24 protein-coding genes are annotated in these 25958 nt (G+C 43.1%); 9 read left to right on the top strand and 15 right to left on the bottom strand.

What is annotated here, in order from left to right:
* Positions 1–99: 99 nt before the first annotated feature.
* The 10 genes from proC to ACO6S0_RS15250 form a co-directional block, all read right to left on the bottom strand.
* Complete coding sequence (gene proC / locus ACO6S0_RS15295; protein ID WP_422349188.1) at positions 100–894, bottom strand: pyrroline-5-carboxylate reductase; 795 nt, start codon at positions 892–894, stop codon at positions 100–102.
* Between the two features lie 11 nt (positions 895–905).
* Positions 906–1880 (bottom strand): N-acetyl-gamma-glutamyl-phosphate reductase, encoded by a 975-nt coding sequence (argC, locus tag ACO6S0_RS15290; protein ID WP_422349187.1) that lies wholly within the window; start codon positions 1878–1880, stop codon positions 906–908.
* Positions 1873–3063, bottom strand: coding sequence for an argininosuccinate synthase (locus ACO6S0_RS15285; RefSeq protein WP_422349186.1), 1191 nt, complete (start codon positions 3061–3063; stop codon positions 1873–1875). The genes argC and ACO6S0_RS15285 overlap by 8 nt, the downstream gene beginning before the upstream one ends.
* A 79-nt stretch (positions 3064–3142) precedes the next feature.
* Entirely contained in the window at positions 3143–3757 is a 615-nt protein-coding gene (locus tag ACO6S0_RS15280) for a GNAT family N-acetyltransferase (RefSeq protein ID WP_422349185.1), read from the bottom strand.
* Between the two features lie 218 nt (positions 3758–3975).
* Complete coding sequence (gene mptB, locus ACO6S0_RS15275) at positions 3976–5328, bottom strand: polyprenol phosphomannose-dependent alpha 1,6 mannosyltransferase MptB (RefSeq protein WP_422349184.1); 1353 nt, start codon at positions 5326–5328, stop codon at positions 3976–3978.
* Positions 5329–5332: 4 nt separating this feature from the next.
* Positions 5333–6817, bottom strand: coding sequence for a cellulose synthase family protein (locus tag ACO6S0_RS15270; RefSeq protein WP_422349183.1), 1485 nt, complete (start codon positions 6815–6817; stop codon positions 5333–5335).
* Between the two features lies 1 nt (position 6818).
* Positions 6819–7508: a glycosyltransferase family 2 protein gene (locus tag ACO6S0_RS15265; RefSeq protein ID WP_422349182.1), complete on the bottom strand. Its 690-nt coding sequence runs from the start codon at positions 7506–7508 to the stop codon at positions 6819–6821.
* The gene (locus ACO6S0_RS15260; RefSeq protein WP_422349181.1) at positions 7508–7978 is read right to left on the bottom strand and encodes a toxin-antitoxin system YwqK family antitoxin; all 471 of its coding nucleotides are present in this window, start codon (positions 7976–7978) and stop codon (positions 7508–7510) included. The genes ACO6S0_RS15265 and ACO6S0_RS15260 overlap by 1 nt, the downstream gene beginning before the upstream one ends.
* Before the next feature lies 1 nt (position 7979).
* A complete protein-coding gene (locus ACO6S0_RS15255; protein ID WP_422349180.1) occupies positions 7980–9584 on the bottom strand; it encodes a 4Fe-4S binding protein in 1605 nt (534 codons plus the stop codon).
* 81 nt (positions 9585–9665) lie between these two features.
* Positions 9666–11015, bottom strand: coding sequence for an NAD(P)/FAD-dependent oxidoreductase (locus tag ACO6S0_RS15250; protein ID WP_422349179.1), 1350 nt, complete (start codon positions 11013–11015; stop codon positions 9666–9668).
* A gap of 233 nt (positions 11016–11248) precedes the next feature.
* On the opposite strand from ACO6S0_RS15250, the gene ACO6S0_RS15245 reads away from it, so the two are divergent.
* The 6 genes from ACO6S0_RS15245 (at position 11249) to ACO6S0_RS15220 (ending at position 17065) form a co-directional block, all read left to right on the top strand.
* Positions 11249–11971, top strand: a complete 723-nt coding sequence (locus tag ACO6S0_RS15245; RefSeq protein ID WP_422349178.1) for a DUF547 domain-containing protein — start codon at positions 11249–11251, stop codon at positions 11969–11971.
* 22 nt (positions 11972–11993) lie between these two features.
* Positions 11994–12899 carry a hypothetical protein gene (locus ACO6S0_RS15240; protein ID WP_422349177.1) on the top strand — a complete coding sequence of 302 codons (906 nt, stop codon included), beginning with the start codon at positions 11994–11996 and terminating at the stop codon, positions 12897–12899.
* 44 nt (positions 12900–12943) lie between these two features.
* Positions 12944–13945, top strand: a complete 1002-nt coding sequence (locus tag ACO6S0_RS15235; protein WP_422349176.1) for a glycoside hydrolase family 113 — start codon at positions 12944–12946, stop codon at positions 13943–13945.
* A 19-nt stretch (positions 13946–13964) separates the two neighbouring features.
* Positions 13965–14708, top strand: a complete 744-nt coding sequence (locus tag ACO6S0_RS15230; protein WP_422349175.1) for a hypothetical protein — start codon at positions 13965–13967, stop codon at positions 14706–14708.
* 84 nt (positions 14709–14792) lie between these two features.
* A complete protein-coding gene (locus tag ACO6S0_RS15225; protein WP_422349174.1) occupies positions 14793–16052 on the top strand; it encodes a POTRA domain-containing protein in 1260 nt (419 codons plus the stop codon).
* 86 nt (positions 16053–16138) lie between these two features.
* On the top strand, positions 16139–17065 hold the full coding sequence (locus ACO6S0_RS15220; protein ID WP_422349173.1) for a hypothetical protein: 927 nt from the start codon (positions 16139–16141) through the stop codon (positions 17063–17065).
* A gap of 16 nt (positions 17066–17081) precedes the next feature.
* On the opposite strand, the gene ACO6S0_RS15215 is transcribed toward ACO6S0_RS15220, so the two are convergent.
* The 5 genes from ACO6S0_RS15215 to ACO6S0_RS15195 form a co-directional block, all read right to left on the bottom strand.
* Positions 17082–17783 carry a TIGR04283 family arsenosugar biosynthesis glycosyltransferase gene (locus ACO6S0_RS15215; RefSeq protein WP_422349172.1) on the bottom strand — a complete coding sequence of 234 codons (702 nt, stop codon included), beginning with the start codon at positions 17781–17783 and terminating at the stop codon, positions 17082–17084.
* Positions 17770–18447: a DUF547 domain-containing protein gene (locus ACO6S0_RS15210; protein WP_422349171.1), complete on the bottom strand. Its 678-nt coding sequence runs from the start codon at positions 18445–18447 to the stop codon at positions 17770–17772. The genes ACO6S0_RS15215 and ACO6S0_RS15210 overlap by 14 nt, the downstream gene beginning before the upstream one ends.
* 146 nt (positions 18448–18593) lie before the next feature.
* Positions 18594–19559, bottom strand: a complete 966-nt coding sequence (arsM, locus tag ACO6S0_RS15205; RefSeq protein ID WP_420400980.1) for an arsenosugar biosynthesis arsenite methyltransferase ArsM — start codon at positions 19557–19559, stop codon at positions 18594–18596.
* On the bottom strand, positions 19556–20371 hold the full coding sequence (locus tag ACO6S0_RS15200; protein ID WP_422349170.1) for a purine-nucleoside phosphorylase: 816 nt from the start codon (positions 20369–20371) through the stop codon (positions 19556–19558). The genes arsM and ACO6S0_RS15200 overlap by 4 nt, the downstream gene beginning before the upstream one ends.
* Positions 20368–20988, bottom strand: coding sequence for a TIGR04282 family arsenosugar biosynthesis glycosyltransferase (locus ACO6S0_RS15195; RefSeq protein ID WP_422349169.1), 621 nt, complete (start codon positions 20986–20988; stop codon positions 20368–20370). Before ACO6S0_RS15195 ends, ACO6S0_RS15200 begins: the two co-directional genes overlap by 4 nt.
* Positions 20989–21131: 143 nt before the next feature.
* Here ACO6S0_RS15195 and ACO6S0_RS15190 point away from each other — a divergent pair, with 143 nt between their 5' ends.
* The 3 genes from ACO6S0_RS15190 (at position 21132) to gap (ending at position 25696) form a co-directional block, all read left to right on the top strand.
* Positions 21132–22691 carry a glycoside hydrolase family 32 protein gene (locus tag ACO6S0_RS15190; RefSeq protein WP_422349168.1) on the top strand — a complete coding sequence of 520 codons (1560 nt, stop codon included), beginning with the start codon at positions 21132–21134 and terminating at the stop codon, positions 22689–22691.
* 78 nt (positions 22692–22769) lie between these two features.
* The gene (locus tag ACO6S0_RS15185) at positions 22770–24587 is read left to right on the top strand and encodes a pyruvate kinase (RefSeq protein WP_422349167.1); all 1818 of its coding nucleotides are present in this window, start codon (positions 22770–22772) and stop codon (positions 24585–24587) included.
* A gap of 116 nt (positions 24588–24703) precedes the next feature.
* Positions 24704–25696, top strand: coding sequence for a type I glyceraldehyde-3-phosphate dehydrogenase (gene gap, locus ACO6S0_RS15180; protein ID WP_422349166.1), 993 nt, complete (start codon positions 24704–24706; stop codon positions 25694–25696).
* Positions 25697–25958 lie beyond the last annotated feature (262 nt).

Genomic DNA, 25958 nt, shown 5'->3' with positions numbered 1-25958 from the left:
CCTCGAGCGGAGTCGAGAGGTTATTGTCGATGGATATAGAGGTCTCGACTGCCTGCCTGTCGGCAGACACGGCGCTCGACCTGACACCCTAACTAAGTTTTATCCTTTTTTAATTTGGTTGATTTTTTCAAATGAGGTTACAATTCCCCTGATGAGTGAGGAACTCAAACCTTGGTGTTCCATCTCATTCAGGCCTTCAATGGTACATCCCCTTGGAGTGGTGACCTGATCAATTTCCTCTTCGGGGTGGCTGCCGGAATCAATCAAAAGGCTTGCTGCGCCATTACAGGTGTGCATGGCCAACTCTTGGGCTTCCTTGGCATCAAAACCTAACTGGATGGCGCCTTGCGTAGTGGCTCGTATCAAACGCATCCAAAAAGCAATGCCGCTAGCGCAGATTACTGTGGCCGCCTGCATCAAATCCTCCGGGATTTCCAAAGTATGGCCCATACGGTTGAAAATACCTTTGGTCAAATCGATACGTTTCTTGCCCAATTCGTTGCTACAGATGCATGTCATGGAATTTCCAACGGAAATGGCCGTGTTGGGCATACTCCGTACAATGTACTTGTCCGTTCCTACAATTTCCTCGATTTTGGAAATACTGAATCCGGTGATGGTACTGATTATAACATGGTTCTCCGTAAGGAGATCTTTTACATCATCCAAAATCTTGGCAAAATGCCCAGGTTGCACCGCAAAAATTAGAATATCCGATTGCTTTACCGCTTCATGATTGTCAGAAGTCACCACAACATTCCCATACTTTTCAAACTCCTTGATGGAGCTGGTGTTTCTTTTGGTCAGGTACATGGTGGTGGCCCCATTGCTGTGTAAAATGCCCTTGGCAATGGCCAGTCCTAAATTCCCTGCTCCTATAATGGCTATTTTCATTTTTTATCTATTTAAAACACTCCTGCTTTTAATTGTAATCCCATTTGCTCTTCCAAACCGAACATCAAATTCATGTTCTGTACCGCTTGTCCCGAAGCACCCTTTAATAAATTATCTATGGCCGATGTAACCAACAGCACATCCTCGTGTTTGTGCAAATGAATATGGCACTGATTGGTATTCACCACCTGTTTTAGGTGAATGGGTTCCTCCGAGATATGGGTATAGACTGCATCAGTATAAAAATCTTTGAACAATTGTTGTGCTTCCTCCAAACGTCCATCAAAAGGCGTGTAAGCGGTTGCCAAAATACCCCTGGTAAAGTTGCCCCTATTGGGTAAAAAATAGAGTTTGCCCACCTCATTTCCGAAGGATTCCAAGCTCTCTCCAATTTCACCCAAATGTTGGTGGGTAAAAGGTTTGTACCAGGAAACGTTGTTATTTCTCCAACTAAAATGGGATGTAGCGGATAAGCCAACACCAGCCCCCGTACTTCCCGTAACAGCGTTAATATGTATGTCATTGTTTAACAACCCTGCTTTGGCCAAGGGCAGTAATCCCAACTGGATGGCCGTGGCAAAACAACCCGGGTTGGCAATGGCCTCTGCGGACTGTATTCCGGATTTGTTCAATTCGGGTAGGCCGTAAACAAAGGTTTTACCATTCCAACTGGCATCTGCCTGTAATCTGAAGTCGTTGCTCAGATCGATGATCTTGGTATGGTCAGCAAAGGCATTTTCTTCCAAAAATTTGGTAGAATTGCCGTGTCCCAAACACAAAAAGACAACATCCACTTCAGGATTTATAGCTCCAGAAAAGTGCAAATCCGTTTGCCCCAGCAAATCTTGATGAGCGGAGGACACAGGCTTTCCTGCCCGCGTAGTGCTGAACACAAAATCTATTTCGGTTTGGGGATGATTCAGCAATAATCTGATCAGTTCCCCTCCGGTATATCCCGAACCTCCTATTATTCCAGCCTTAATCATGGTCTTGGTTTACATGATTTGCAATTTTTCCGGGATTGGACAGGATTTTGATGAATCCTTTGGCATCATCTGCGGTCCAACCCTTGTTCATCTCCCCATAACTTCCAAAGGAAGCGTTCATTAGATCGTGTGGAGATGAAATTCCGTCCAATTCAAAGCGATAGGGGTGTAGGGTTACGAACACATCTCCCGAAACATTTTTTTGGGTATCTGCCAAGAAAGCTTCAATGTTTCGCATGACCTCATCCAAGTAGTTGCCTTCGTGAAGCAACATGCCATAGAAGTTGGCCAATTGTTCTTTTTGATATTGCTGCCATTTGCTCAGGGTGTGTTTTTCCAACAAATGGTGTGCTTTGATGATGATAGTGGGTGCGGCAGCTTCAAATCCGACCCTTCCTTTGATTCCGATAATGGTATCGCCCACATGGATATCCCTTCCAATGGCATATTTGGATGCGATCGCTTCCAGTTTTTCAATATTGTCCACAGGCGAGGCCGATTCCCCATCCACAGCGGTCAATTCGCCTTTGGTGAAGGTGAGCTTAAGTTCTTTGGACAATTCTTTTTCCAGTTGGCTAGGGTAAGCGCTTTCCGGTAAGGAAAGATGGGAAGTCAAGGTTTCATCCCCGCCTACAGAGGTGCCCCATAAACCTCTATTGATGGAATATTTGGCCTTTTCCCAAGAGTAATCAATCCCATTTTTTTGAAGGTATTCTATCTCTGCTTCCCTTGATAATTTATTATCCCTTATGGGGGTGATAATTTTAATATTTGGGGCCATGATTTGAAAGATCATATCAAACCTAACCTGATCGTTACCGGCTCCCGTACTTCCGTGAGCAATATTCTCTGCGCCAATTTTTTTGGCATGACTTACAATTTCCACGGCCTGTACGATTCGCTCCGCGCTAACAGATAAAGGATAGGTATTGTTCCTTAATACGTTACCAAAAATGAGATATTTGACCACCTTTTCATAGAAATTGGAAACTGCATCAATGGACGTGTAGGTGGAAGCTCCAAGTGCTAAAGCCTTTTGCTCAATCTCTTGGATTTCTTCTGCAGAAAATCCGCCCGTGTTCACACTTACCGCATGGACTTCAAAACCTTCTTCTTGGGACAGGTATTTGGCGCAATAAGAGGTATCCAATCCACCGCTATAGGCTAGTACTAGTTTTTTCATTTTTATTTTATTCAATTTTATGCCATCCATGTAAACAGAAGAGGTCTAATTGTTCTCGACTGCGCTCGAACAGACAATGTTATTTTGTTTTCTTTTTTAGGAAAAGATGCTCTTTTATGCTCTTCAACCGGGCAAACGCTTTTCCATTTATTTTTTTTGATACGGACTTTTTGACCTTTGGGTCGTACAGCATTCCTGTGCACAAGCACATATTTCTTTCTGTCCTGGTAAGGATATCAAAGTTTTTACAAGTTTGGCAGCCTTTCCAGAAATCGGGATCATCAGTCAATTCGGAAAAAGTGACAGGCTTATAGCCCAATTCATAATTCATTTTCATGACCGCTAGTCCTGTGGTAATACCAAATATTTTGGCATTGGGGAACTTTTGTCTGGAAAGCTCAAAAATGGACTTCTTTATTTTTTTGGCCAGTCCTTGGTTTCTGTAATCAGGATGAACAATAAGCCCGGAGTTGGCCACAAAATTCTTGTTGCCCCAGACTTCGATATAACAAAAGCCAGCAAACTTCCCGTCGTCCAAGGCAATAACGGCATTCCCGTTCTCCAACCTTTTCATGATATATTCTGGACTCCGTTGGGCTATTCCTGTGCCTCGTACCTTAGCTGATTCCGTGATGGTATCGCTGATAATCTGGGCGTACTTAAAATGTGATTCGTTAGCAATTACAATTTCCATTGCATGGCGTTTAAAACAGGTAAAAATTTGAAATCTGAAGGTTTTCTGCGGAAATGGACTCACCTATTTCCATAACTGATGTGCACCCTTACGGGCGACGGCGACGTGGAGCGAATGGACGAACGGGAGCAGTGATGCCCAAAGAAGATAGTATGTGTATTTGTCCTTTCATTATGGGATAAAAGTACAAATTAATTTCAACCGACCTAAAATGCCCATTATTTTTTGAAGAAATCTAACTTTTTTCCGCTTCTACCCATAATTTCATAAATCATATAGCCGATGACCAGCAGATATTCAAAAGCCAACAACCACAGATTCTCATCGAAATCCACATTGGAATAGGCAAAATAACTCAAGACTACCAGGAAAGACCATAGCATGGCAAACCTGAATTTGGTAAACATGGCAAGTCCCATCAAAAAGACCAGATACCAGGGATGCACGGTAGTGGATAGGAGATAATACCCAGTGAGCAGGATCAGCATGGAGGTAATCAAAGGTGTTGAAGTTTGGTTTTTTCTGGACAGTGCCAAAAGCATTGCTCCCAGCACCACAGCACCAGCCACCCATTTGCCATAAATCTTAACCAATTCCCAGGGTTTGGCATCAAAACAATCCACGGCCACAATTTTTAAGGCATTATAGAATCCGGCATTGAATTCAAAATTGGAAAACCATAGGCCTACCGTTTCGGAATAATTGTCTATAAAGACCGATGAATAAAATGGAAGTAGTAGGAGCACACTTGAAATCACGACCAGCAAATAGAACCAAACACTTTTCCTGAATCCGAAGAATCTTAGAAACAAAGGCAGGAACAAGATGGGAACCAGTTTCACCATAATGGAGGCCGCATAGATGGGGGCGGCAATCGCCCATTTTTTATTGGAGATTAAATACAGGGCCCATATAAAGAAAAAGAGCATGACACCTTCAAAGTGTAAATTTCCCGTCAGCTCAATAATTACCAAAGGATTCAAAAAATACCAAAAGGCCACGTGATTGGAACGGTTGAGGTTTTGAAGCAGCTTCCTGCCCAGCACCAAGATTCCTATATCGGCAAGAATAATCATAAGCCGCATTGTAATAACAGAGCCCAAAATGCTTCCCCCACCCAAAAAGGAGGCCAGAGCAAATATAATTTGGTTTACGGGAGGGTAGTTGCTGTAGTGTCTGGCACTAAGGCTGCCCATTCCATCAAAAAGCTCTTGAGCATTGGCAATAGGAAGGTCAATTTGGGAAATAAGGTCTTTGGGGAGGTGTATGTATGGATTGATTCCGTTCTTGATCAATTCCCCATCCCAAATAAAGCGATAGAAATCTTGGGAAAGGTTGGGTTCTGCCCATAAGAAAGTCAGTCTAAATAAGATACCCGCAACCAACAGAAACTTAAAATTCCATTTCTCAAATTGGATGAGTTTGTAATGGAGGAAAAACAGTGCAGCAAATAGGGACAGGAGTTTGGGGAAATCTTCTCTGTTTAGATCATGGGCGAAAACTACGTAGAATAGCAAACTACCTATGCCTAAAAGGATAGGGGTTTTATGCAGTTTCCAATAAGAAAGCATGGGATTAAGCTTTCGAGGTCAAAGACTTAAAGAAAACAAAGGAAAATCCGAGGAACAACATTAAATGGAATGGGAACAACCCAAAATCATTCAAAGGAACCGCACTGTACATTCCAAATAGGAAATAGACCATAAGGCCAAATTCCAAAATCATGTTTGGAGACAGCTTTTTGGTCAGGTACTTGTTTCCTTTCCAACTATCCGTAAGATTGTTGATGTTGAACTTTGGGGTGCGCACAAACTCACTTCTTTTGCCCAAATGCCCTTCCAAGACAGCTACGGTATTATGGAGGGAGAACCCAAGGGCTACCGAGAAAAAGGTAAAGAAGAGTTTAATATAGTCCACAAACTTGTCAAAACTACTGCCTTGAATACTCTTAAAGGTAAACCAGTAGCAGATAAACAGGATAATGGTACTGATTATGAAAAATCGGTTCACGTCAAAAACCCAGGCCAAATGTCCGTAGGAGTTTTTGATGTACAACATGGGAATACTAAAAATGGCAACGATGAACATGCAAAGGAACATGGAGCTGTTCAATAAATGAATTACACCATGGAATTTGGTTTTGAAAGGGATGTTCTTGGCGGTAATCACGCTCCAGACCGTTTTTCTAAAGTTTTCGGCCCCACCCTTGTTCCAACGGAACTGTTGGGAACGTGCAGCACTGATCACAACGGGAAGCTCGGCGGGAGTTTCCACATCCTCCAAGTATTTAAACTTCCAATTTTTTAATTGGGCGCGGTAGCTCAAATCCAAATCCTCGGTCAAGGTATCCCCTTCCCAATTTCCAGCATCCAGAATACACTCTTTTCTCCAGATTCCCGCGGTACCGTTAAAGTTGATAAAATGTCCTTTGGAATTCCTTCCCACTTGCTCCAAGGTAAAATGGGCGTCCAAGGCAAAAGCCTGGATTTTGGTCAAGGTGGAATAGTCTCTGTTGATATGACCCCAACGGGTTTGCACCACACCTATCTCCTCATCCTTGAAATAGGGAACAGTCTTTTTTAACCAATCGCTTTCTGGAAGAAAATCAGCGTCAAAAATGGCAATGAATTCGCCCTTGGCAACCTCCAAGCCTTCTTTTAGGGCTCCAGCCTTAAATCCTTGGCGGTTTTCCCTTCTTATGTGGTGAATGTCCAGCCCAGCGTTTTTAAGTTCCTGTATTCTTTTTGCGGTATCTATTACGGTGTCATCCGTGGAATCGTCCAACACTTGAATTTCCAATTTGCTTTTTGGGTATTCAATTTTGGAGATGTTGTCCAATAGCCGCTCCATTACATATTCCTCATTGTAAATGGGCAATTGGATGGTCACCAACGGAATTTCTTTTGGGTCGAGAAGATTGAATTTTGGGGCTTCCTCGTTTTGCTTTTTATTGCCCAAATAATTGATCAATAGATTGAGTTGGGCCAAGCTGTAGAAAAAAATCAAAATTAAGGCCGTACTATAAATAGCGATGATAATAAAAGCGATTGTCAGTCCCATATTATTTTATACTGTATTTAAAGATCCACCCCAATATTTTTATGCCCGCAAATATAGTACCTTTTACCGTACCTGACACTTTTGAAACACCAATTCTTCTTTTATAACGCACTGGTACTTCGACATATGACATTTTCTTTCGCAAAACCTTAAGCTGCATTTCCACGGTCCATCCGTAGGTTTTGTCCTCCATTTGCAGTTCTGTGAGCTTTTCGTATTTAATGGCTCTAAAAGGCCCCAAATCCGTAAATTTTGCCCTAAAAAACAGCCGCATTAAAAACGTGGCCAATTGGTTGCCAAAAACCTGCTGCGGGGTCATAGATCCCGGTTCCCTAAGTGCTTTTTTTCGAGCTCCTACCACAAAATCCACATCATCTTGCAGGATAGGTGTCACCACTTTATCCAATTCTTCTGGATAATCGGAATAATCTCCGTCAATAAATACGATGACGTCGGGCTGTTTGGATTGTTTCGCAACATAATCCAAACCTTTTAGACAGGCATAACCGTATCCGCGTTGGTTTTCGGTGAGTACAGTGGCTCCTGCTTTTTTGGCATTTTCCACCGTATTATCTTCAGAACCGTTATTGACTACAATGATTTCGGAAACGGATTTTGGCAATTCCCCAACCACTTTTCCAATGGAATCTCCTTCGTTGACTGCGGGAATGATGACTTTGATTTCTGCCATTATTTTAAATCGGAAAGCTTATTTTCTTTTCTAAAACTGCCAAAGCTAAACCATTCCTTGATCTTTTTCCCGTTTTTGTATTTTTCTGCCGATTTAAGTTCCTCGTCAGTATACTTAAGGCAGTACCCATTTTTGATGCCGTTCTTGAGTTGGCATTTGTGGTTTATTTTCCCGTTTTCATCATAAAAAAGCCACCAGTTTACCTTTTCCCCTTTTTTAAAATGACCTTCCATCTCCAGCTTACCTAGTTGGTCGTGAAAATACCAGTATCCTTCCCGTTCATTGTTTTTATAATGGCCTTGCGCCATGAGGTTGCCGTTGGAATGGTAGTGTTTCCAGAAATTTTCCTTGGAATTACCCAGGATCCACCCCTCGGCCTTTAGCCTTCCATCCTGGTAATAATCGCGATGGTACATTTTTCCCGTACCGAACAGGAAAAGAAAGGAAAGTAAAAAAGCAAACCGAAGCATCTTATTTCTTGTTCACCAAGGTCATAAGGTCCACATCGTTGCCCAACAACACTTGGTTACTGTCAATACGTCCTTCCAATGGGCCATTCTCCAATTTCAAAACACCTCTTGGGCAAACTGCGGAGCAAATTCCGCAACCTACGCAGCTAGATCGGACAATGTTCTCTCCCTTTTGGGCGTAGGCACGTACATCGATTCCCATTTCGCAGTAGGTGGAACAATTTCCGCAAGAGATACATTGTCCCCCGTTGGTAGTGATTCTGAACCTGGAGAACAGGCGTTGTTGAAAGCCCATCATAGCTGCCATGGGGCATCCGAATCTGCACCAGACCCTATTCCCGAAAATGGGATAAAACCCAGTTCCAATGACTCCTGAGAAAATACTTCCGATGAGGAAACTATAGGACTTACGAAGGGTTTCGGATTTAAACAGGAACACATTGCCGTCTCCACTAAAGAAATGAAATCCGATAAGGGCCATAATGATTACAAAGTATCCAATGGCACCATAAATTGCATCTTTTTTGAACTCGTCACGCTTAAATAACATCACCCAAGCAAAAACAAGCGTCAGTAAGGACGCCACACCGATCAAGAAAGTGCTTTTGGTCAGCCAATATTTACTGGTATCATGTCCGAGGTAGGAATAGATAACCGCCGTGGTCATCAGCGTAACAAAAACCACTACGCTGTGCACTACCCAACGCTCCACTTTCCAGGCGCTTACGCTTTTATCGCTCAGGTGCCTAAAGGCGTCACCAGCTGTTTCGGCCAAGCCCCCACACCCGCATACCCAAGAGCAGTACCATCTTTTCCCATACTTATAGGTCAAGATTGGGGTGATTACAAATACGGATAGGATTCCGAAAATCAATAGGGCAAAACCGATATCCCCGGAGCTTAAAAAGCCTTTGATGCGATATCCCTCAAAATTATAATAGTTCAAAGGCCATACATTTTTGAGGTCGTAGTAGGGCAGGCTTCCACCATTTAAAATTTTATCACCATTTAACCGGGCCATCAATTCGGGAATGATAAAGGCAAAGGCGGTTTGAAAGAACATAACGCTCATGGTCCGGATACGCTCGTATCTGTTATGACGGTACTTCCACATAAATTTGATGCCAAAAGCCAAAATAGCCACCGTGTAAAGGGTGCCATAAACGAACCACTGGCTTGCGGGGTTGCCACTGAGCATTCTGCTCAACGGATCAAAAAGTCCAATAACACCTTTGTTGTTCCCATCTTTGACCAATCCCAAATATTCTGGATAGAAATACAGCACAATGTAGAATCCGGTCAGGGCAATTCCAGCCATCCATCCCCATAAACCTTTACTGGAGATGGATTTAAACCAGACCCCATCATTCTTAATCCCTGGTAACTTATGTGTATAGGCATCCCACGAAAACCAGATGGTCCCTGCAGAAATGGCCATTAAAGAGAGAGTAAGCCATAATCCTTTATTGGGGAAACTTACATTGAATGCTGCCAAAAGTAGAATACTAAGACCTCCCATCCCTATCAGGGTGGCGATCTTTTGGTTTCTACTCAATATTTTGGGAGGCTGCCCGGTTAGGGCCATGCTTCTATCGTATATGCTCATATCTTTCAGTTGAAGGTGAAAAGTTGAAAGTTGAAAGTGGTGGCGCCGAATGGTCTACCAACAACAATCAGTTGTCAACTATTAACCCATTGCAAAAATTCTTTTTAAACTTTTCTTTTTTAGTGTGATGGACTTCCCAAAGTCCGAATTGAACTTGGAAACGATATCTGTTTCATGGTGTTTGTAAAACTCCGGATCAAAATTGGCATCGGCCAGGTGCTCTATAACATGATCCACACTTTTTTCCTGGGTCAACCATTTGTCAAAAACCTGGTGTCGCATTCGAATACCGAAGGTATTGATGCCCAAAAACTGACCTGATTCTTTATTGAAAGCTACGGTGATGCATATTTTCTCTTGCGGATGTCTCCAATGAAAGTGGGCTTCATTTTCCTTCATTCCCCGTTCTGAAAACACCCAGCCGTAGGTTTGGTATTCGATGTCCAAAAATTTAGCGGAATTGAACCAGTGTCCCGGTTTGTATTCCAATTTGTTCCCGCAGATGGTCTGCGCCACAGTTTCACCCATCATCCGGCCCGTGTACCAAACAGCTTCTATGGGTCGTCGATTGCCAATGGCTTCATGCTGTTCTGCACAATCTCCAATGGCATATACATCTGGTACATTGGTTTCCAAAAAACGGTTGACTTTGACTCCACGTCCCAGCTCTATTCCTGAATCTTTTAGGAAATCGACATTTGGGGATACACCAGCCGTTAGACCCACCATATCGCAAGGGATTTCTTCCCCAGTTTCAGCAACAATAACGGATTTAACCTTACCATCGCCATCACTAACAATTTCCTTGAGATTGGCACCTAGTCGTAAATCAATATGGTGTTCCAAAATATGCTCGTTGATCATTTGGGATTCCCCCTTGGGCAGCACCCCGTTCCAAAAGCTGTCTTCCCTGACCAAAAAGGTCACTGGGATATCCCTACTTCGCAACATCTCGGCCAATTCAATTCCAATTAAACCACCACCCACGATTACGGCCCTTTTGCACACTTCCTTGTTGGGAGCGTTAACCTCGAGCAAATCGAGATCCTGCTTGGAATAGAGTCCTTGGACACCGTGCAAATCTTGTCCCGGCCATCCAAATTTGTTGGATTTGGACCCTGTTGCAATAATAAGCTTATCGTAATGCAAGGCCCTAGACCCATCAATGATCAGTTGTTTTGTATCTGGATTTACTTTTGTGACATAACCTCTTACCAACTCAATGCGGTTCTTTTCCCAAAACCAATCTTCATAGGGCTGGATATGCTCAAATTTCATATGCCCCATGTACACATACATAAGCGCGGTTCTGGAAAAGAAATAATCTGTTTCCCCAGAAATTACGATGATTCTTTTATCTGAAAGTTTTCGAATGTGCCTTGCTGCCGAAATACCAGCAATTCCGTTTCCAATAATGACAATATTCTCCATGAAATTGTGTTGGTGTTGCTAATGTGTCGTCCTTAAATATAGGAACTTAATGTCCCAGGTTAATTTAGAAAGATTTTAAATTTTAACAGAAAAGGTAAGGTTTGACCCCAAATTTCGAACGGCTAAGTGTTTGATTACTAAAATCTTAAATAATCCTTAAATTCAACAAGAGCTTGTATGGCATCCAAATTGCATACGACAGAAAGCAAAGTTTGAATCAATTAAAACTTAAAATGGAATTTAGAAAAACACTGACCTCGACCGTACTGTTTCTTGTGGTACAATTAGGCTTTTCACAGGACATTTCAACTTTTTTTACCAAAGCAGACGCTTTCTTTAATGCTCATGTGAGTAATGGCAGAGTGAATTACAAGGAAATTAAGTCAAATCCAGCTGGATTAAATGAATTGATGGACATGGCTCAAAACATTACCGTTTCTACTTCTGATGCCAATACCTATCAAGCTTTCTGGATCAACACCTATAACCTTTCAGTAATCCATGGGATTGTAAACAATTACCCCATAAAATCCCCATTGGACAAAGGCGGTTTTTTTGATAAGATAACATATAGCGTAGGAGGCAAAAACATTACCCTAAATGACATTGAGAACAAGTTGCTTCGTGGAAATTTTCCGAAAGAAGCACGTTTTCACTTTGTGCTGGTCTGCGCAGGATTGGGATGCCCTCCCATTATACCCAATGCATATTTACCAAGCACCTTGGGTGCACAATTGCAGAAACAAACTGAAATTGCATTGAACAATCCAAACTTTGTAAGGGCAAAAGGGAAGAAGGTACTACTGTCCCAAATTTTTGAATGGTACACTGGGGACTTCACCCAAGGGGGAAAATCTTTGATAGATTTTGTAAACCTATATCGAAAAGAAAAATTTGACCCAAAATCCAAGGTGGGATACTACCCATACGACTGGAATTTGAACGAGACCAATTAATCCATTATAACAACAACTAAGCATGAAAAAGAAGAGAATTTACCTCCTTTTTGGAGGAATGATCATGAGCGTATTTTTAGGGTTTTCGCAAAACGATCCCAACGCTCAAGACCAAAGTAACATCCAACAATACACGCCCTCCAAGCTCATTGGAAAAGGACAGTGGGACCTCAAGTGGTTCAACAATTTGTACACCCAGACAGAGAGTACATTTTCTGATGGAACAGAGCCCAGACAAACATTTTTCACGTCCACCTTGGAAGCCTATACGGGAGTTGGAAACAACAAACGATGGAATGTTGGGGCCATTTTTGAATTCCGTTCCAATGTGGTTGCGGACAGAGGTGCATTGGAAGTCTTTCAATTTGACGGGGAAACAGGAACGGCACGTTCGGGATTCACCTCTATTGCACCTTCGGTAAAGTTTGTTCCTATTGCTTCGGTAAGCAATTTTTCTATCCAAAGTTCCTTTTTTATTCCTTTGGTTGACAATGAGACCGAAGATTTTCTGCCTGTAAATGGAAACAATGGTGTTTTCTTGGACCAAAATGGTTACATCTGGCAAAACCGATTTTTCTATGATCATACTTTCCCAGGCGGTAAATGGCAACTTTTTACCGAATTGAATTCGGAATTGAGCTTTGGGGATAAGGACAAGAGCTTTGCCAACAACAGTCTTAATTTGACCCCTGGCGTATTCCTAAGTTATTTTCCAAGTTCCAAGTTTACAGTCTTGGCTTTGGCACAGCATTCGCAACGTCTGGATTTAGGGAACGACTTTACCCAAAACTTCACTGCTTTGGGTGGTGGATTAAAATACCAATTGACCAATGCCTTGAACGTGGAGGCCTTGTACACCAACTTTGTTAGGGGAGAAAATACAGGTTTGGGCGAAACTTTTAACATTGGTTTGCGCGCAATTTTTTAAACCTATGACCTAAAAGGTTATTTTAGGAGTCTTAACTTTTGGCCATGAAAAGATTAGGACTCCTTTTTCTTTGTTTGATCCAATTGTCCTGTACCGGACAAAAGCAGGAAAAAATCAATGGGGTGAGTTTTGTGGGATCTCGTGAAAAGGTTGCCCAAACCCATGTTGAGCCGGTAGTTAGGGTCAATGCAAATTATGCTGCTGTGATGCCCTTTGGGTTTGCCCGTAGCCTGGATTCACCTCAAATAATTTTTGACACGGAACGGCAATGGTACGGAGAGACCAGACGAGGAGCCAAACAATATATAGACCTGTTAAGGAAGAACGGCATCAAGATCATGTTGAAGCCTCAAATTTGGATTTGGCGGGGAGAGTTTACCGGGGATATGGCCATGCAGTCCGAAGAGGATTGGCAAATTCTTGAGGAGACCTATTCGGATTTCGCTCTTACTTATGCTCAACTGGCGGAAGAAACCAAGGCCGAGGTGTATTGTATTGGAACGGAACTAGAGGAATTTGTAAAACAAAGGCCGCTTTTCTGGACAGATTTGATAGCAAAAATTAAAAAAATCTACAGCGGAAAACTAACCTATGCTGCCAATTGGGACGAATATCCAAGGGTTCCTTTTTGGGGTCAAATGGATTTTATTGGGGTGGATGCCTATTTCCCACTGTCGGAAGATCAAAAACCGAGTTTGGAGGGGTTAAAGGCAGGATGGCAACCTTGGAAGACCAAATTGGCCGATTTGGCAGAAACCTTGGACAGACCTATCCTCTTTACGGAATTTGGTTATAGAAGTATGGATTATGCGGCCAAGAAACCTTGGTTGGTGGATCGAAACCAAATGAATGTCAATTTACAAGCCCAGGCCGATGCTACTCAAGCCGTTTTTCAGGAATTTTGGGAGGAAGACTGGTTCGCTGGTGGATTTGTTTGGAAATGGTTTATTCACCATAAGGATTCTGGAGGAAGCGAGGATAATCGGTTCACTCCCCAAAACAAACCCGCAGAAAATGTAATTCGTAGTTTTTATGGCGACTATTAGGTAAAGAATACCCCAATAGATGATCAAAAGAAGTCTTGTTTCCAGTCTTTTAGCAGTTTTCTTGATGATGGTTTCCTGTAGTTCCGATAATGAAGAATTACCGCTAGATGGAACCTTGGCTAGCGATTTAGTCGATGAAGAGACAGTTTTGGGAAATGTCATTGCGTGTGCAGCGAGCAACGAGGATCCCTCCGTGGTCAGCGTATTTTTATACCCAAGAGTGGGTACTTCCAACATAAATTTTTATGAAACGGAGCATCTGGAGGTGGATGAGAACAATTTTTCTCACTATACCAAAGGTGCAGCAGAACTGATCGATGTTTTCAATGGTTATTTGTTGAAGTATGAAATTGTGCCAGATCAGGAAAAGTGGGTCATCGTCACCTTTGAAGAAGATGGAAAAGTCCACCTTTCAAATCCAATCCGACTAAAACAGCTTGCCAAACCCACCGAATATTTGCCTCAAAATGTTACAGTTGACAACAACGGTGTCATGCCCATTTTTTCATGGGAGGATGGCGCTTTTGACGATACCGCAATTTACTTCCAAGTAGTTTCCGATGAGAACAATACGTTGTTATCGGGAACTTATACGATGGATCAAATGTTCCAATATTATGAATTGGACAATGTGGTGCTAAATATTACGGTGACAGAGCCGCCTTCCCTTGTGTTGGGAAACAATTACAACTTCTCATTGTTGGCGGTCAGCGAAGATAACTGGGTGAACCTCTTTGCTGAGGTAAATTTTACGCTGGAATAAGATGCTAATTCCCAATACTTTTGATTCTGTGATACTCTTTAGGACGTATTCGCCTATATTTAAGTTCAAAATTTGAAAGCCGCTGTGAGAAAACTTCTGTCCATACTGCTTTTGTTGGTAGCGGTATCTGGATATGCTCAAAACAATGTCGTGGATGTTAAGATTCAAGGCAATGAGCGGACCAAAACCAATTTCATAAAGAAAATTGTACGGCTCAAACCTGGAATGGAACTGGATTCCACCCTCCTGGAAGAGGATGTTTACCGACTAAAGCGACTTCCCTCCGTTTCCCATGCCTATTTTCAAGTTTTTCCCGCCTTGGAGGAAGGGACATACAATGTGTTTTATGGCATTGAGGAGAACTTCACCTTGATTCCATTTGCGAATGTGTATACCTCCAACAATGATGAGTTTGCCTTCCGCTTGGGCTTGCAGGAATTTAATCTGTTGGGGAACAACATCACTTTAGGCGGGTTTTATCAACGTGATATCTTTAATTCCTACGGCGCCCACCTGAGGGCCCCGTATCTGTTTTCCAGTAAAATAGGATTGGCTATTAGTTATCAGGATTTACGAACACAGGAACCTGTGTTTTTGGATTCAGGTACGGCCGACTATAGATACAACAATAAATCTTTTGAGGTGCTGGGTCTCTTTGAGGTTAACTTTAGAAACAGGTTTGAATTTGGAGTCAACTTCTTCACCGAGAACTACGATTACCTTTTTGGGGAAACCGACCCTAACGTTCCACAAGACCTGGAAGTTGATAAATACCTGTTGAAGTTAATCTACAATTATGATGGTATAGACTACTACTATCAGTATTTATCTGGATTCAAAAGCACGTTAAACCTGCAGTATGTGCACAGTACCAGCGGAATGCTACCGGAGTTTGTTATAGGGTTCAATGATTTTACCTACTTCGTGAGAGTGGGGCAACGGGGAAATTGGGCCAACAGATTGCGATTGGGGTTATCCAGCAATATCGATACTCCCTTTGCTCCCTTTGCGGTGGATAACAATCTGAATATTCGTGGAGTGGGCAATACCATAGATAGGGGCACCGGGGCCATTGTACTCAATACAGAGTATAGGCATACCTTGATAGACAAAGACTGGTTTGTGCTGCAGAGCAATGTGTTTATTGACGGCGGAACATGGCGCAACCCCGGAGGTGATTTTAGTGACTTTGGTGATGAACAAAACCTAAGGATATACCCTGGAGTAGGTGTTAGGTTTATGCACAAACGCATTTTCAATGCCATTTTTAGGATAGACTATGGCCATGGCATTACCAATATGGGAGCCAAGGGTATCGTTTTTGGTATTGGGCAATATTTTTAGTTTTTCACAAAGAATTTCCTACAATTTCTTTTCTTTTTCGAGCGTTTTTCCAATATTTGTGAGGCACCCCTGCAACATTTGGATTAATGAGATTACTACTAGCACTTTTGTTGTGGGTGGGTATGAACGCTATGCTTCTTGCCCAAGACAACTTTTATACCGTAAAGGCCGAAAAGGGAGATGGAATATTCTCCATGCTCCGAAAACAAGGTTTGGACCCGGTTAAACATTACGAAGCTTTTATTGACCTGAACAAGAACAACATCAAAGAAGGGAGCTTGTTGCAGATTGGCAAAGAATACAGAATCCCAGTAACAAACGATTCTTATAAAAGCAAAGGGATACGGGTTTTGGCCGCACAGCAGGCAGAAGAACCAATTTTTGACAAGGAGTTGGGGGGCATGTCACATGAGGGTAAAACCTTGAACAATGCCGTGTATTACCTAATAACAGAGGACAGCACATCCTCCCAGAATAAGTTTGTGGCGGACATTGCCAAAAACTTGGCGGCAGAACTTTTGGAGCAAGGCGCCACTGTGTTTGTCTTGGGAAATGATGATCAGGGTGAAAACATTGCGCCGTTGGACCCCAAAGAGAGGTTGGGGAATTATGTAGACGCCATCAATAAAAAATATCTACAGAACCACGGCAAATATCAACGGCTGTTGATCATACGGGCCAACGGTATTTTGCAGGCGGGGAATCTGGATGTTTCGGTCTTACACCATGGCAACAGTGAACAAGGACAGCGCTTGGCGGAGAATCTTCAGCATGTTTTTAAGGCAAATAGCACAGTTAAAAAGGCTAACATCGATAGTAAGGCATTTGATGACAAGAGCACGCTTTTTTTAGCTAGAAATACCTTACCAGCCATTAGCTTGATAACGGTAAACAAGCGTTCCCAAGATAGAGCAGTGGATGCCATACCCGTGCGTTCGGACAAAAGGAAATTTGCCAACTGGATCACGGATGGTATTTTAAAGGATTATGCGGATTTGCAGATAGAGCAGTAGCCCTTTGACCTTTTACTTAAGCAAGAATGTGCTTTTTGTAGTACTGATACAGCTCATCAGGATTGGCACCCAAGTAATTTTTTAAATGTATCATGCCAAAGTGAAACTGTACTTTCACCCACCCTTTTTCACGATACTTTCTAGCAGAGGTAATGACCGCATCCGGTAAGATTTTGAATGCCGTTTTTTTGTACAGGCGTGTAATGAATTCGGTGTCTTCATAGATGTAATAAGCCTCGTTGAACCCCTTGGTTTTTTGAAACAGTTCCTTTTTGACAAATAAAGATTGATCTCCGCCTCTACAAAGCCTGTGGTTTATGCGGGACATGTAAGCAAAGAACCGAAGAAATGGATTTTTCGTATCAAATTTCATCCGAAAACAACCCGAGTCATAGCCTTCCGCCACCGCATTCAAGATTTTTTGATCAAAGTCTTTTGGGGTAAACGTATCTGCATGCAAAAAATAGAGAATGTCACCCTGGGCTTTTTTGGCTCCCAAGTTCATTTGTTTGGCCCTTCCTCTGTCTGAGAACACAACTTTTGCCCCGTGGGCCTCGGAAACCGGTACGGTTTTATCTTGACTTCCGCCATCTACGCAAATAACCTCTTGAATAAGCCCAGAGTTTCCGGTTTTGGCCAAATGATCTAAGATGTTTCCAATGAAACCTTCCTCATTTAGGACAGGAATGACAATACTTATGGTCTTACTTGGCTTCATTCAAATTCCAATCGTAATCAAGAAATTCAATTTGGGCGCTTTTTGGAGCAGGGTTCTCCAGATACGTGTTGATATACTCCAACAAACTTTTGTTTTCCGTAAAATCTCCTTTGTACCACTTAAATATTTTGGAAAGCTGCGCTTTATTTCCCTCAAATCGATTTCTCTTGGGATCGTTCACAAAATCTATCGCCGTTTTGGAAAGTAGACGTTCCATGCTTTGGGCCGTAAAGGGAACGTTGAGCAATTTGGGACAGGAATAGGAGGCACAGTTTATGGCGAAATGTATTCTGGGTTCCCCCATTTTTCGCAACACCTGGTGCTCGATATAGTTAAGGGATACCTCTTTGCCTTCCAATGCGATCCATTTCTTTTTCCACCTACTGGGAATATCCCGAATACTCTTAACAGGATAATGATCCATAATCAGTTTTACCGTAGCAGCATTGTACAAATTGATGTAAAATGCCAGTTTCTGATTTTTATCCCATTCGGAATTGGGCGCATTTTGGGAGAGTTCCTTTAGGTACGCATCCAATTGGGACACCTCCTTTTGAAATCCTGGGTAGTCCACATTACCCAAATCATCCACATGTTTTTTAAGCAGCCTTCCCCAAGCCTCATGACTTGGGTAGTCTGGAAGATTTACAATAGGTTTTGGCATTTGGGGCTTAGGATGGGAGATCGGGGCATTTGTTGAAAATCCACCAAAAACCCATACCAAAAGTAAGACCAATGGCCATTGAGGGCTTAGACCCATGGGCAGCAATTTTTTAATTTATAAAGCTGGGGATTGACCCCAATCTGTTTTTAACAGCAGCCTCCGCCGTTATAGTGCCAGGTACTTTCGCTGACAAATATTTCATCTGATGCTTCCTGAAGGGCAGCAGCCGTTTTATCACAAACCGCCAACGGCTGATTTTGCAACAGGACATGTCCTTTATTGTCATCAAAGTACTCCTGGTCACCAAAATAAATAGCTGTTTTGCCAGTAAACATACATGGCCCATCCTCTGGCATGGGATCTTTGATGGCGGCAATCTCTATGGACTCAATATAAACCAGTTCATCCGTAGGATAGTGGTTGGGCGAAAGCACACGGTATGCCCTACGCCCCCTGATTTCTATAGTTCCAAAACCAGCATCCGTCAGCACTTTTACATAATCCTTGATAGGAATACTGCCACTAAGACAAAGAGCTCTTAATCTATCATCATTTCGTAGCTCATCGTTCATAGGCTGCTCACAAGTGGGGTCGCTCATCACCAAACGGCCATGGGGTTTGAGTACCCTATACATTTCTGACACGGCTTTTTTCAAATCCTCCATTTTAAAAATGTTGAACAGGCAATTTTGGGCCGCAACATCAATGCTTTCATCCGCAACGGGCAGGTTCAGGGCATCCCCCTTCACCAAATCCACATATTCACTTTTGAACCAGTCATTTTCCTCCTCGGCAATCTTGAAGTTGTTTCGGGACGCCTCCAACATCTCATCCACGGAATCCACGCCAATAACACCTCCCTTTTGTCTGGAAAAGTAGGAGAACTGCAGTAGTTCCATTCCACCTCCAACACCCACGTATAAGACTTTGGGGTCGTTGACCAAATCTTGTGCAGAAACCGTACTTCCACATCCATAGTTCATTTCCTGCATGATCTTTGGGATGGATAGCCCTGGGAACTGCCAAATGGGATTGGTGGTACAACAAAGCCCTACATCTGGGGTTAGGGCCGCCTCCTTGTATAAATCGTGGGTTGCTTCTAAATAGCTCATATTTCTTTAATTAGTTCTTTGAACAATTGAATCATTTTGGGTTCCGTATTGCCAGCAATCTCAATAATTTCCTGAATATTAACCGGTTGAAGATTGTCTGGGTCGCACTCATCCGTTAAAACAGACACAGCTACAATGGGTAGTCGTAAATGGTTGGCAACAATTACTTCGGGAACGGTACTCATTCCCACAGCATCCGCGCCCAATATTTTAAGCATTCGATACTCCGCCTTGGTTTCCAGTTGTGGTCCTACCACTGAGGCGTAAACACCTTTTTGTAGGGAAATCCCATTTTTGTCGGCAATAGCCTCCAACGTTTTTCTCATTTCTACATCGTAAGGTTCTGCCATGTCCACAAAACGATCACCAAACTCGGCCACATTTTTAAATGCCAAAGGAGAGCCACCTTGTAGATTGATGTGATCCTCGATTAGCATCATATCTCCTTTTTTAAAGTTGAGGTTGATCGCCCCTGCGGCATTGGATACAAACAGTTTTTGAATACCTAAAAGGCGCATCACCCTAATGGGATAAGTAATGTCCAAAAAGTCATAGCCCTCGTATAGATGGAACCTTCCCTGCATAACCACCACTTTTTTGCCTGCTATGGTGCCATAAATGAGCTTTCCCGAATGGAATTCAACAGTGGCCAGCGGAAAGTAGGGGATATGGTTATAATGGGCTTCAACAGGATTTTCTATTTCACCCACCAATTGCCCTAGCCCAGTGCCTAGAACAATGCCTATTTCCGGGGATTCAAATCCCTTTTTTTTCAAGTATTCTACAGATTCTTCAAGCTGTTTTTTGGTCATTCTTTCATATGTTTTAAAAAAGGCTGGAACGCCTTGATGTCTTTAATGTCTTCGTAATGATCTACGTCATTTTTAACAGGTAGCATGCTGACTTTTTCCTGCTCAAAATGCGCTAAGGTGTCCTCAAGCACGGTTTCTGTTCCCCACTGTTTGTCTTGAAACAACTCTTTATTCAATGCTGTCATTCCCAGCAAATAGTACCCCCCATCTTCGGCGGGGCCAACTACATAATCATGCTGGTTCAATTGGGAAAATGCCGATTCCAAATCCACTTGGGATAAATCGTACATATCACTTCCAATAATAACAATTTTTTCATAATCGGATTCAAATCCTTCCTGGAAAGCATTGAGCATTCGCTGGCCTAAATCGGTACCATTTTGCAACTTTTTTTGGTAGGTACCATTGGCCCAGATATCCTTTTCCCAAATTTCATTGGAGTAGAACACCCATTTGGTCACATCCAGTTCAGAGGTGATATTGACCGTATGAGACAGGAGGAATTTATAGATGTCCAGAGCAGTTTGGTCTCCTACCTTAGCGGCCAATCGGGTCTTGCATTTGCCCAATTCAGGATTCCGTGTAAAAATTAAAAGTAAATGCTTCGATTTATCCAATGAAAATGATTTAGGGATTTTGGCGAATCAGGATTTAAGAATATATGTTCGATCGTGCCTACGAAAATTACAATCAAAGATACATTTTACCATGGTGATGGAAGAATATCCCTATCTTAATATACCGTTTAATCCTTTGTCGCATGCAAAAACTGATCATTCCCATTCTGCTGTGTTGTTCCTTGGTTTCCTGCAAACAGGAAAAGCAACAAAATAAGGTAGTTCAACCAGAAAATGAGAAGTATTACACAGAAGCCTATCGACCTCAATTTCATTTTTCTCCCGAAGAGAAATGGATGAACGATCCCAACGGGCTGGTCTATAATGATGGCATTTACCACCTTTTTTATCAATATTACCCAGAAGATATTGTTTGGGGGCCCATGCATTGGGGGCATGCGGTAAGCAAGGACATGGTACATTGGGAACATAAACCCATTGCACTTTACCCAGACGAGCACGGCCTCATTTTTTCGGGAAGTGCGGTGGTGGACAAAAACAATACTTCCGGCTTTGCCAAAAACGGGGAATCTCCTTTGGTGGCCGTCTATACCTATCATTTAATGGAAGGGGAGAAAGCGGGAAGAAATGACTTTCAAACCCAAGGGATAGCCTATAGTTTGGACAATGGGGAAAGCTGGACAAAGTATGAGGGAAATCCCGTAATTGGCAATGATGGCATCAAGGATTTTAGAGATCCCAAAGTGTTTTGGCACGAAGCCTCCCAAAAGTGGATCATGGCTTTGGTGGCAGGTGACCATGCGAAATTTTATCAGTCCGAGGATTTAAAGGAATGGAAACATATCAGTGATTTTGGTAAAAACCACGGTGCCCATGGCGGGGTGTGGGAATGTCCGGATTTGTTCCCGCTCAAGGTAGAAGGAACTGATGAGGAGAAATGGGTGTTGATTATCAGTATAAATCCCGGAGCACCTAACGGGGGTAGTGGCACCCAATATTTTATCGGGGAGTTTGATGGGGTCCGATTCACAACCGATCAAACAGAAGCCAAATGGTTGGATTACGGCACGGATAACTACGCTGGGGTTACCTACAACAACACTCCTAATGGCGAACGCATTTTTATTGGATGGATGAGCAATTGGGATTATGCCCGTGACACCCCTACGGAAAAATGGAGGAGTGCCATGACGGTGCCTAGGAATATATCGCTTCAAAAGATTGGGGATGACTATTTCTTGGCCAATTATCCCCTAGCATCGGTTGATGACTTGATGTCCACGATTTTGGTGGAGCACTTGGAGGTTGCTGCTGGAGAGACCAAAAGTTTGCAAATTCCAGGCGTGCACCAATCCAAAATTCAGTTCAAGACGGCCTCCAAGGATTTTAGGTTGACCCTAAAAAATGCTGAAGGGGAAAGCTTGGATTTAGCTATGGATTCCAAAAGTAAGACACTTTTACTGAATCGAATCAACTCGGGCAAAGTGGACTTTCAGGCTGAATTTGGCAACAAAAAACACTATGCGCCTCTAACTCCATTGAAAAATGAACTGTACGAGGTTTCCATTTTACTGGATTGGTCTTCCATTGAGGTTTTTGTGGATGGGGGATTGGTTACCTTAACCGACCAAATATTCCCAAACCAACCTTTCAATGAACTGATTTTGGAAAATCGGGATAGCACCGAGGCAATTCAAAATGTTTCGGTACGCAAGATGGAATCAGTTTGGCAATCCGAATGACAAATGTTTTTAAGCCTGATATATATCAGCAGTAGTTAAGTTTTTAAGTTGAAATTTTGCTAAGTCAAACCTCCCAGAATGAACATCGACCCAGAAAAACTTCCTTCCATTGCCAAACGGTTGGAAGATATCATAGAAAATTGTGCCGCCAATGAAAGGGATAATGAAGCACTGTTAAAAGAGGTTTGTGAAACCTACCAGGAAAGTGCCAAAAACCTGTTGCACTATAGCACATTTAGAACCTATGATCTTAGGTCGATCCAGAAAAAACTAAAACACCTTGGGCTCTCCCGTTTTGCCAATTCAGAAGGCAATATTTTAGGAAGCCTTACCAATGCACACAATCTATTAAGATTGATGGGGCAACCTTCAAAGGAATATCCATCACCTACATTGGGAATTGGACAGGGTAAAAAGAGACTCAGAAAACATACCAATGCCCTTTTCCCAACCCCCAAAAAAAGTAGAAGGGTGCGTATCATGGTCACGCAGCCAACCGAATCCGCCCATGACTACAGCAAGGTCTTGGAAATGGTGCAAAATGGGATGAATTGTGCACGGATCAACTGTGCCCATGACAGTCCAGATATCTGGAAAGCCATAGCCGATAATGTGAGAAAGGCAGCGGCCGAATGTGGAACCGATGTAAAGATTGCCATGGATCTGGCAGGACCAAAAATTAGGACAGGGTCTCTGGGATTGGGGCCGAAGGTGTTGAAGTTTAAACCGAAAAGGTCGGTGCTTGGGATAGTGGAAACCCCAGCCCAAATTAGATGGGTGCCCGAAGATAAAAAGGGCATTGATCCCACTGTAATTCCAGTTGCTAAGGACTGGCTTGTCTTACTTCAGGTTGGGGATAAATTCATCCTAAAGGACACCCGTGGAAAAAAGCGGAAACTGGCGGTTCACAAACTGGAAGAGGGAGAAGTGCTTTTGCATTGTAAAAGAACGGTTTATCTGGAAACAGGAACCCGATTGCAATCGCAAAGGGAATCCATTCCAGAGGGTGTTATTGGAGAGCTTCCAGCAACGGACAAATTCATCGAACTGTACACGGGCAACCTGTTGGCGGTAACAGCAAACGAGGAGCAAGGAAAACTTCCCCAGTTTGACGAAGAAGGAAAGCAGATACATGTGGGAAGCATTCCCTGCCTGCCCTCAAAAGTGGTTTCCAAAGCCAAAAAAGGGGGACCTATCCTCTTTGATGATGGGAAGATAGAAGGCGTCATCACCGAAGTTCACAAAGACCATTTCATGGTCAGGATTGTTAAGGCCAAGGAAAATGGTGCACGACTCAAGGCAGAAAAAGGAATCAATTTTCCAACATTGGATATGGGCCTTTCTGGCCTAACTGACAAAGACAGGGAAGATCTAAAGTTTGTGGCCAAGTATGCCGATATCGTCAATTTTTCTTTTGTGAACACAGCTGAGGATGTGGATGAACTCCTAGATCAGTTGGAACAGCTTGGGGTAAGGGACAAGGTAAGCGTCATTTTAAAGATTGAGACTCGATTTGCCTATAGAAACCTGGTGAAAATTCTGTTGGCCGCCATGAAGACCCAATATGTTGGGGTGATGATCGCCCGTGGCGACCTGGCCTTGGAGGTGGGTTGGAAAAATATGGGCAAGGTACAGGAAGAAATCCTTTCCTTTTGTAGTGCCGCCCACATTCCGGTGGTATGGGCCACCCAAGTATTGGAAGGTTTGGCCAAAAGTGGGTTGCCTTCGCGTTCCGAGATTACGGACATAACCTCCTCCGTGCGTGCGGAGTGCGTAATGCTCAACAAGGGGCCATATATCAATGAAGCCATTGTACTCTTGGATGAAATGCTTCGGGGAATGGAAAAACTGCACAGTAAAAAGGAGGGCATGTGGCCTAAAATTGACTGGCTATAAGACCATTTTTTTAAGGAAACCAAAGACTGTTTTCCAAAGCCACCTACGCTGTAATTTTTGAGGTGGTTTTCGGACTAATGGCAAGTAAACAAGTAATAACAAATACAACACTAAAAATGAGAATAGGAATCAACGGGATGGGCCGTATTGGACGGGCCGCCCTTAAGGTGATCAATGAGACTCCCGGCCTGGAGGTCGTGGCTGTAAACGACATTGTTTCCATAGAAAACACCGCATACCTTTTAAAGTATGATACGGTATATGGAAAATATGAAAAAGAGGTAACCCACGAAGCTGATGCTTTGGTGGTGGACGGACAAAAAATCCATTACTCCTCCATCCGCACCCCGGAGGAATTGCCCTGGGGAGAACACAATGTGGACTTGGTGATCGAGAGTACAGGGGTCTTCACCAAAGGTGAGGATGCAGAACGCCACCTTAAAGCAGGGGCCAAGACGGTGATCATTTCCGCACCTACCAAAAGTGCGGACACTCCAACGGTTGTGCATGGGGTAAACTCAGAAGATGGGAAAGTAAGCGTATTTTCCTGTGCCAGCTGTACCACCAACAACATTAGTCCAGTGGTTGAGGTCTTGGGCCGACGCATTGGAATTAAAAAGGCCATTATGACCACTGTCCATGCGTATACCGCTTCGCAGGGTACGGTAGATGCTCCCTCGGCCAAGAATTTTAGAATGGGAAGGGCAGGGGCACAAAACCTGATTCCGACAACAACGGGAGCGGCCATCGCCACTACCAAGGCACTGCCAGCCTATGCAGGTAAGTTTGATGGGGTGGCCATTAGGGTTCCGGTTCCCGTAGGTTCTATCTCTGATATGACTTTTGTTACGGAATGGCCTGTGACCGCAGAAGAGGTGAACCAAATTCTTGTGGAGGAAACCCAGACGGATCGTTATGCCGATGTGCTGGATACCACGGATGAGCCTATTGTTTCTTCGGACATTATTAAAAGCCCGTATGCCTCAACAGTGGATCTGTCCATGACCCGCGTGGTGGACGGGGATTTGCTGAAAGTGATGACCTGGTACGACAATGAATGGGGATTCACCAATCAGATGATTCGTCAGATCTTGGAAATCAAGGGATAGTTGAAAAGAAATGGAAAAGGAAAGGGCCGCGTAAGCGGCCCTCGTTGTTTTATGGTTAGTTGATATAATGGTATAAACTGGTGATCAGCGAACCCACCGAGCAAGCCAGTACGAAATACCAAAATAAGTACCCCAATTTTTCTTCTACAGTGTTCATTGTAACGTTTTTGTGTTCTGGTGGTTGCATTTTATCTTCTCTCCGAAATTACTGAGAAAGCCCAATCATAATGTTACATTTTTATTGGTTGCCCCAAAAAGCACA

It is taken from the genome of Flagellimonas sp. (assembly GCF_965233845.1).
GTDB lineage: Bacteria > Bacteroidota > Bacteroidia > Flavobacteriales > Flavobacteriaceae > Flagellimonas.
The sequence above is the reverse complement of the archived record's forward strand: the minus strand, read 5'-3'. Positions and strand labels throughout refer to the sequence as shown.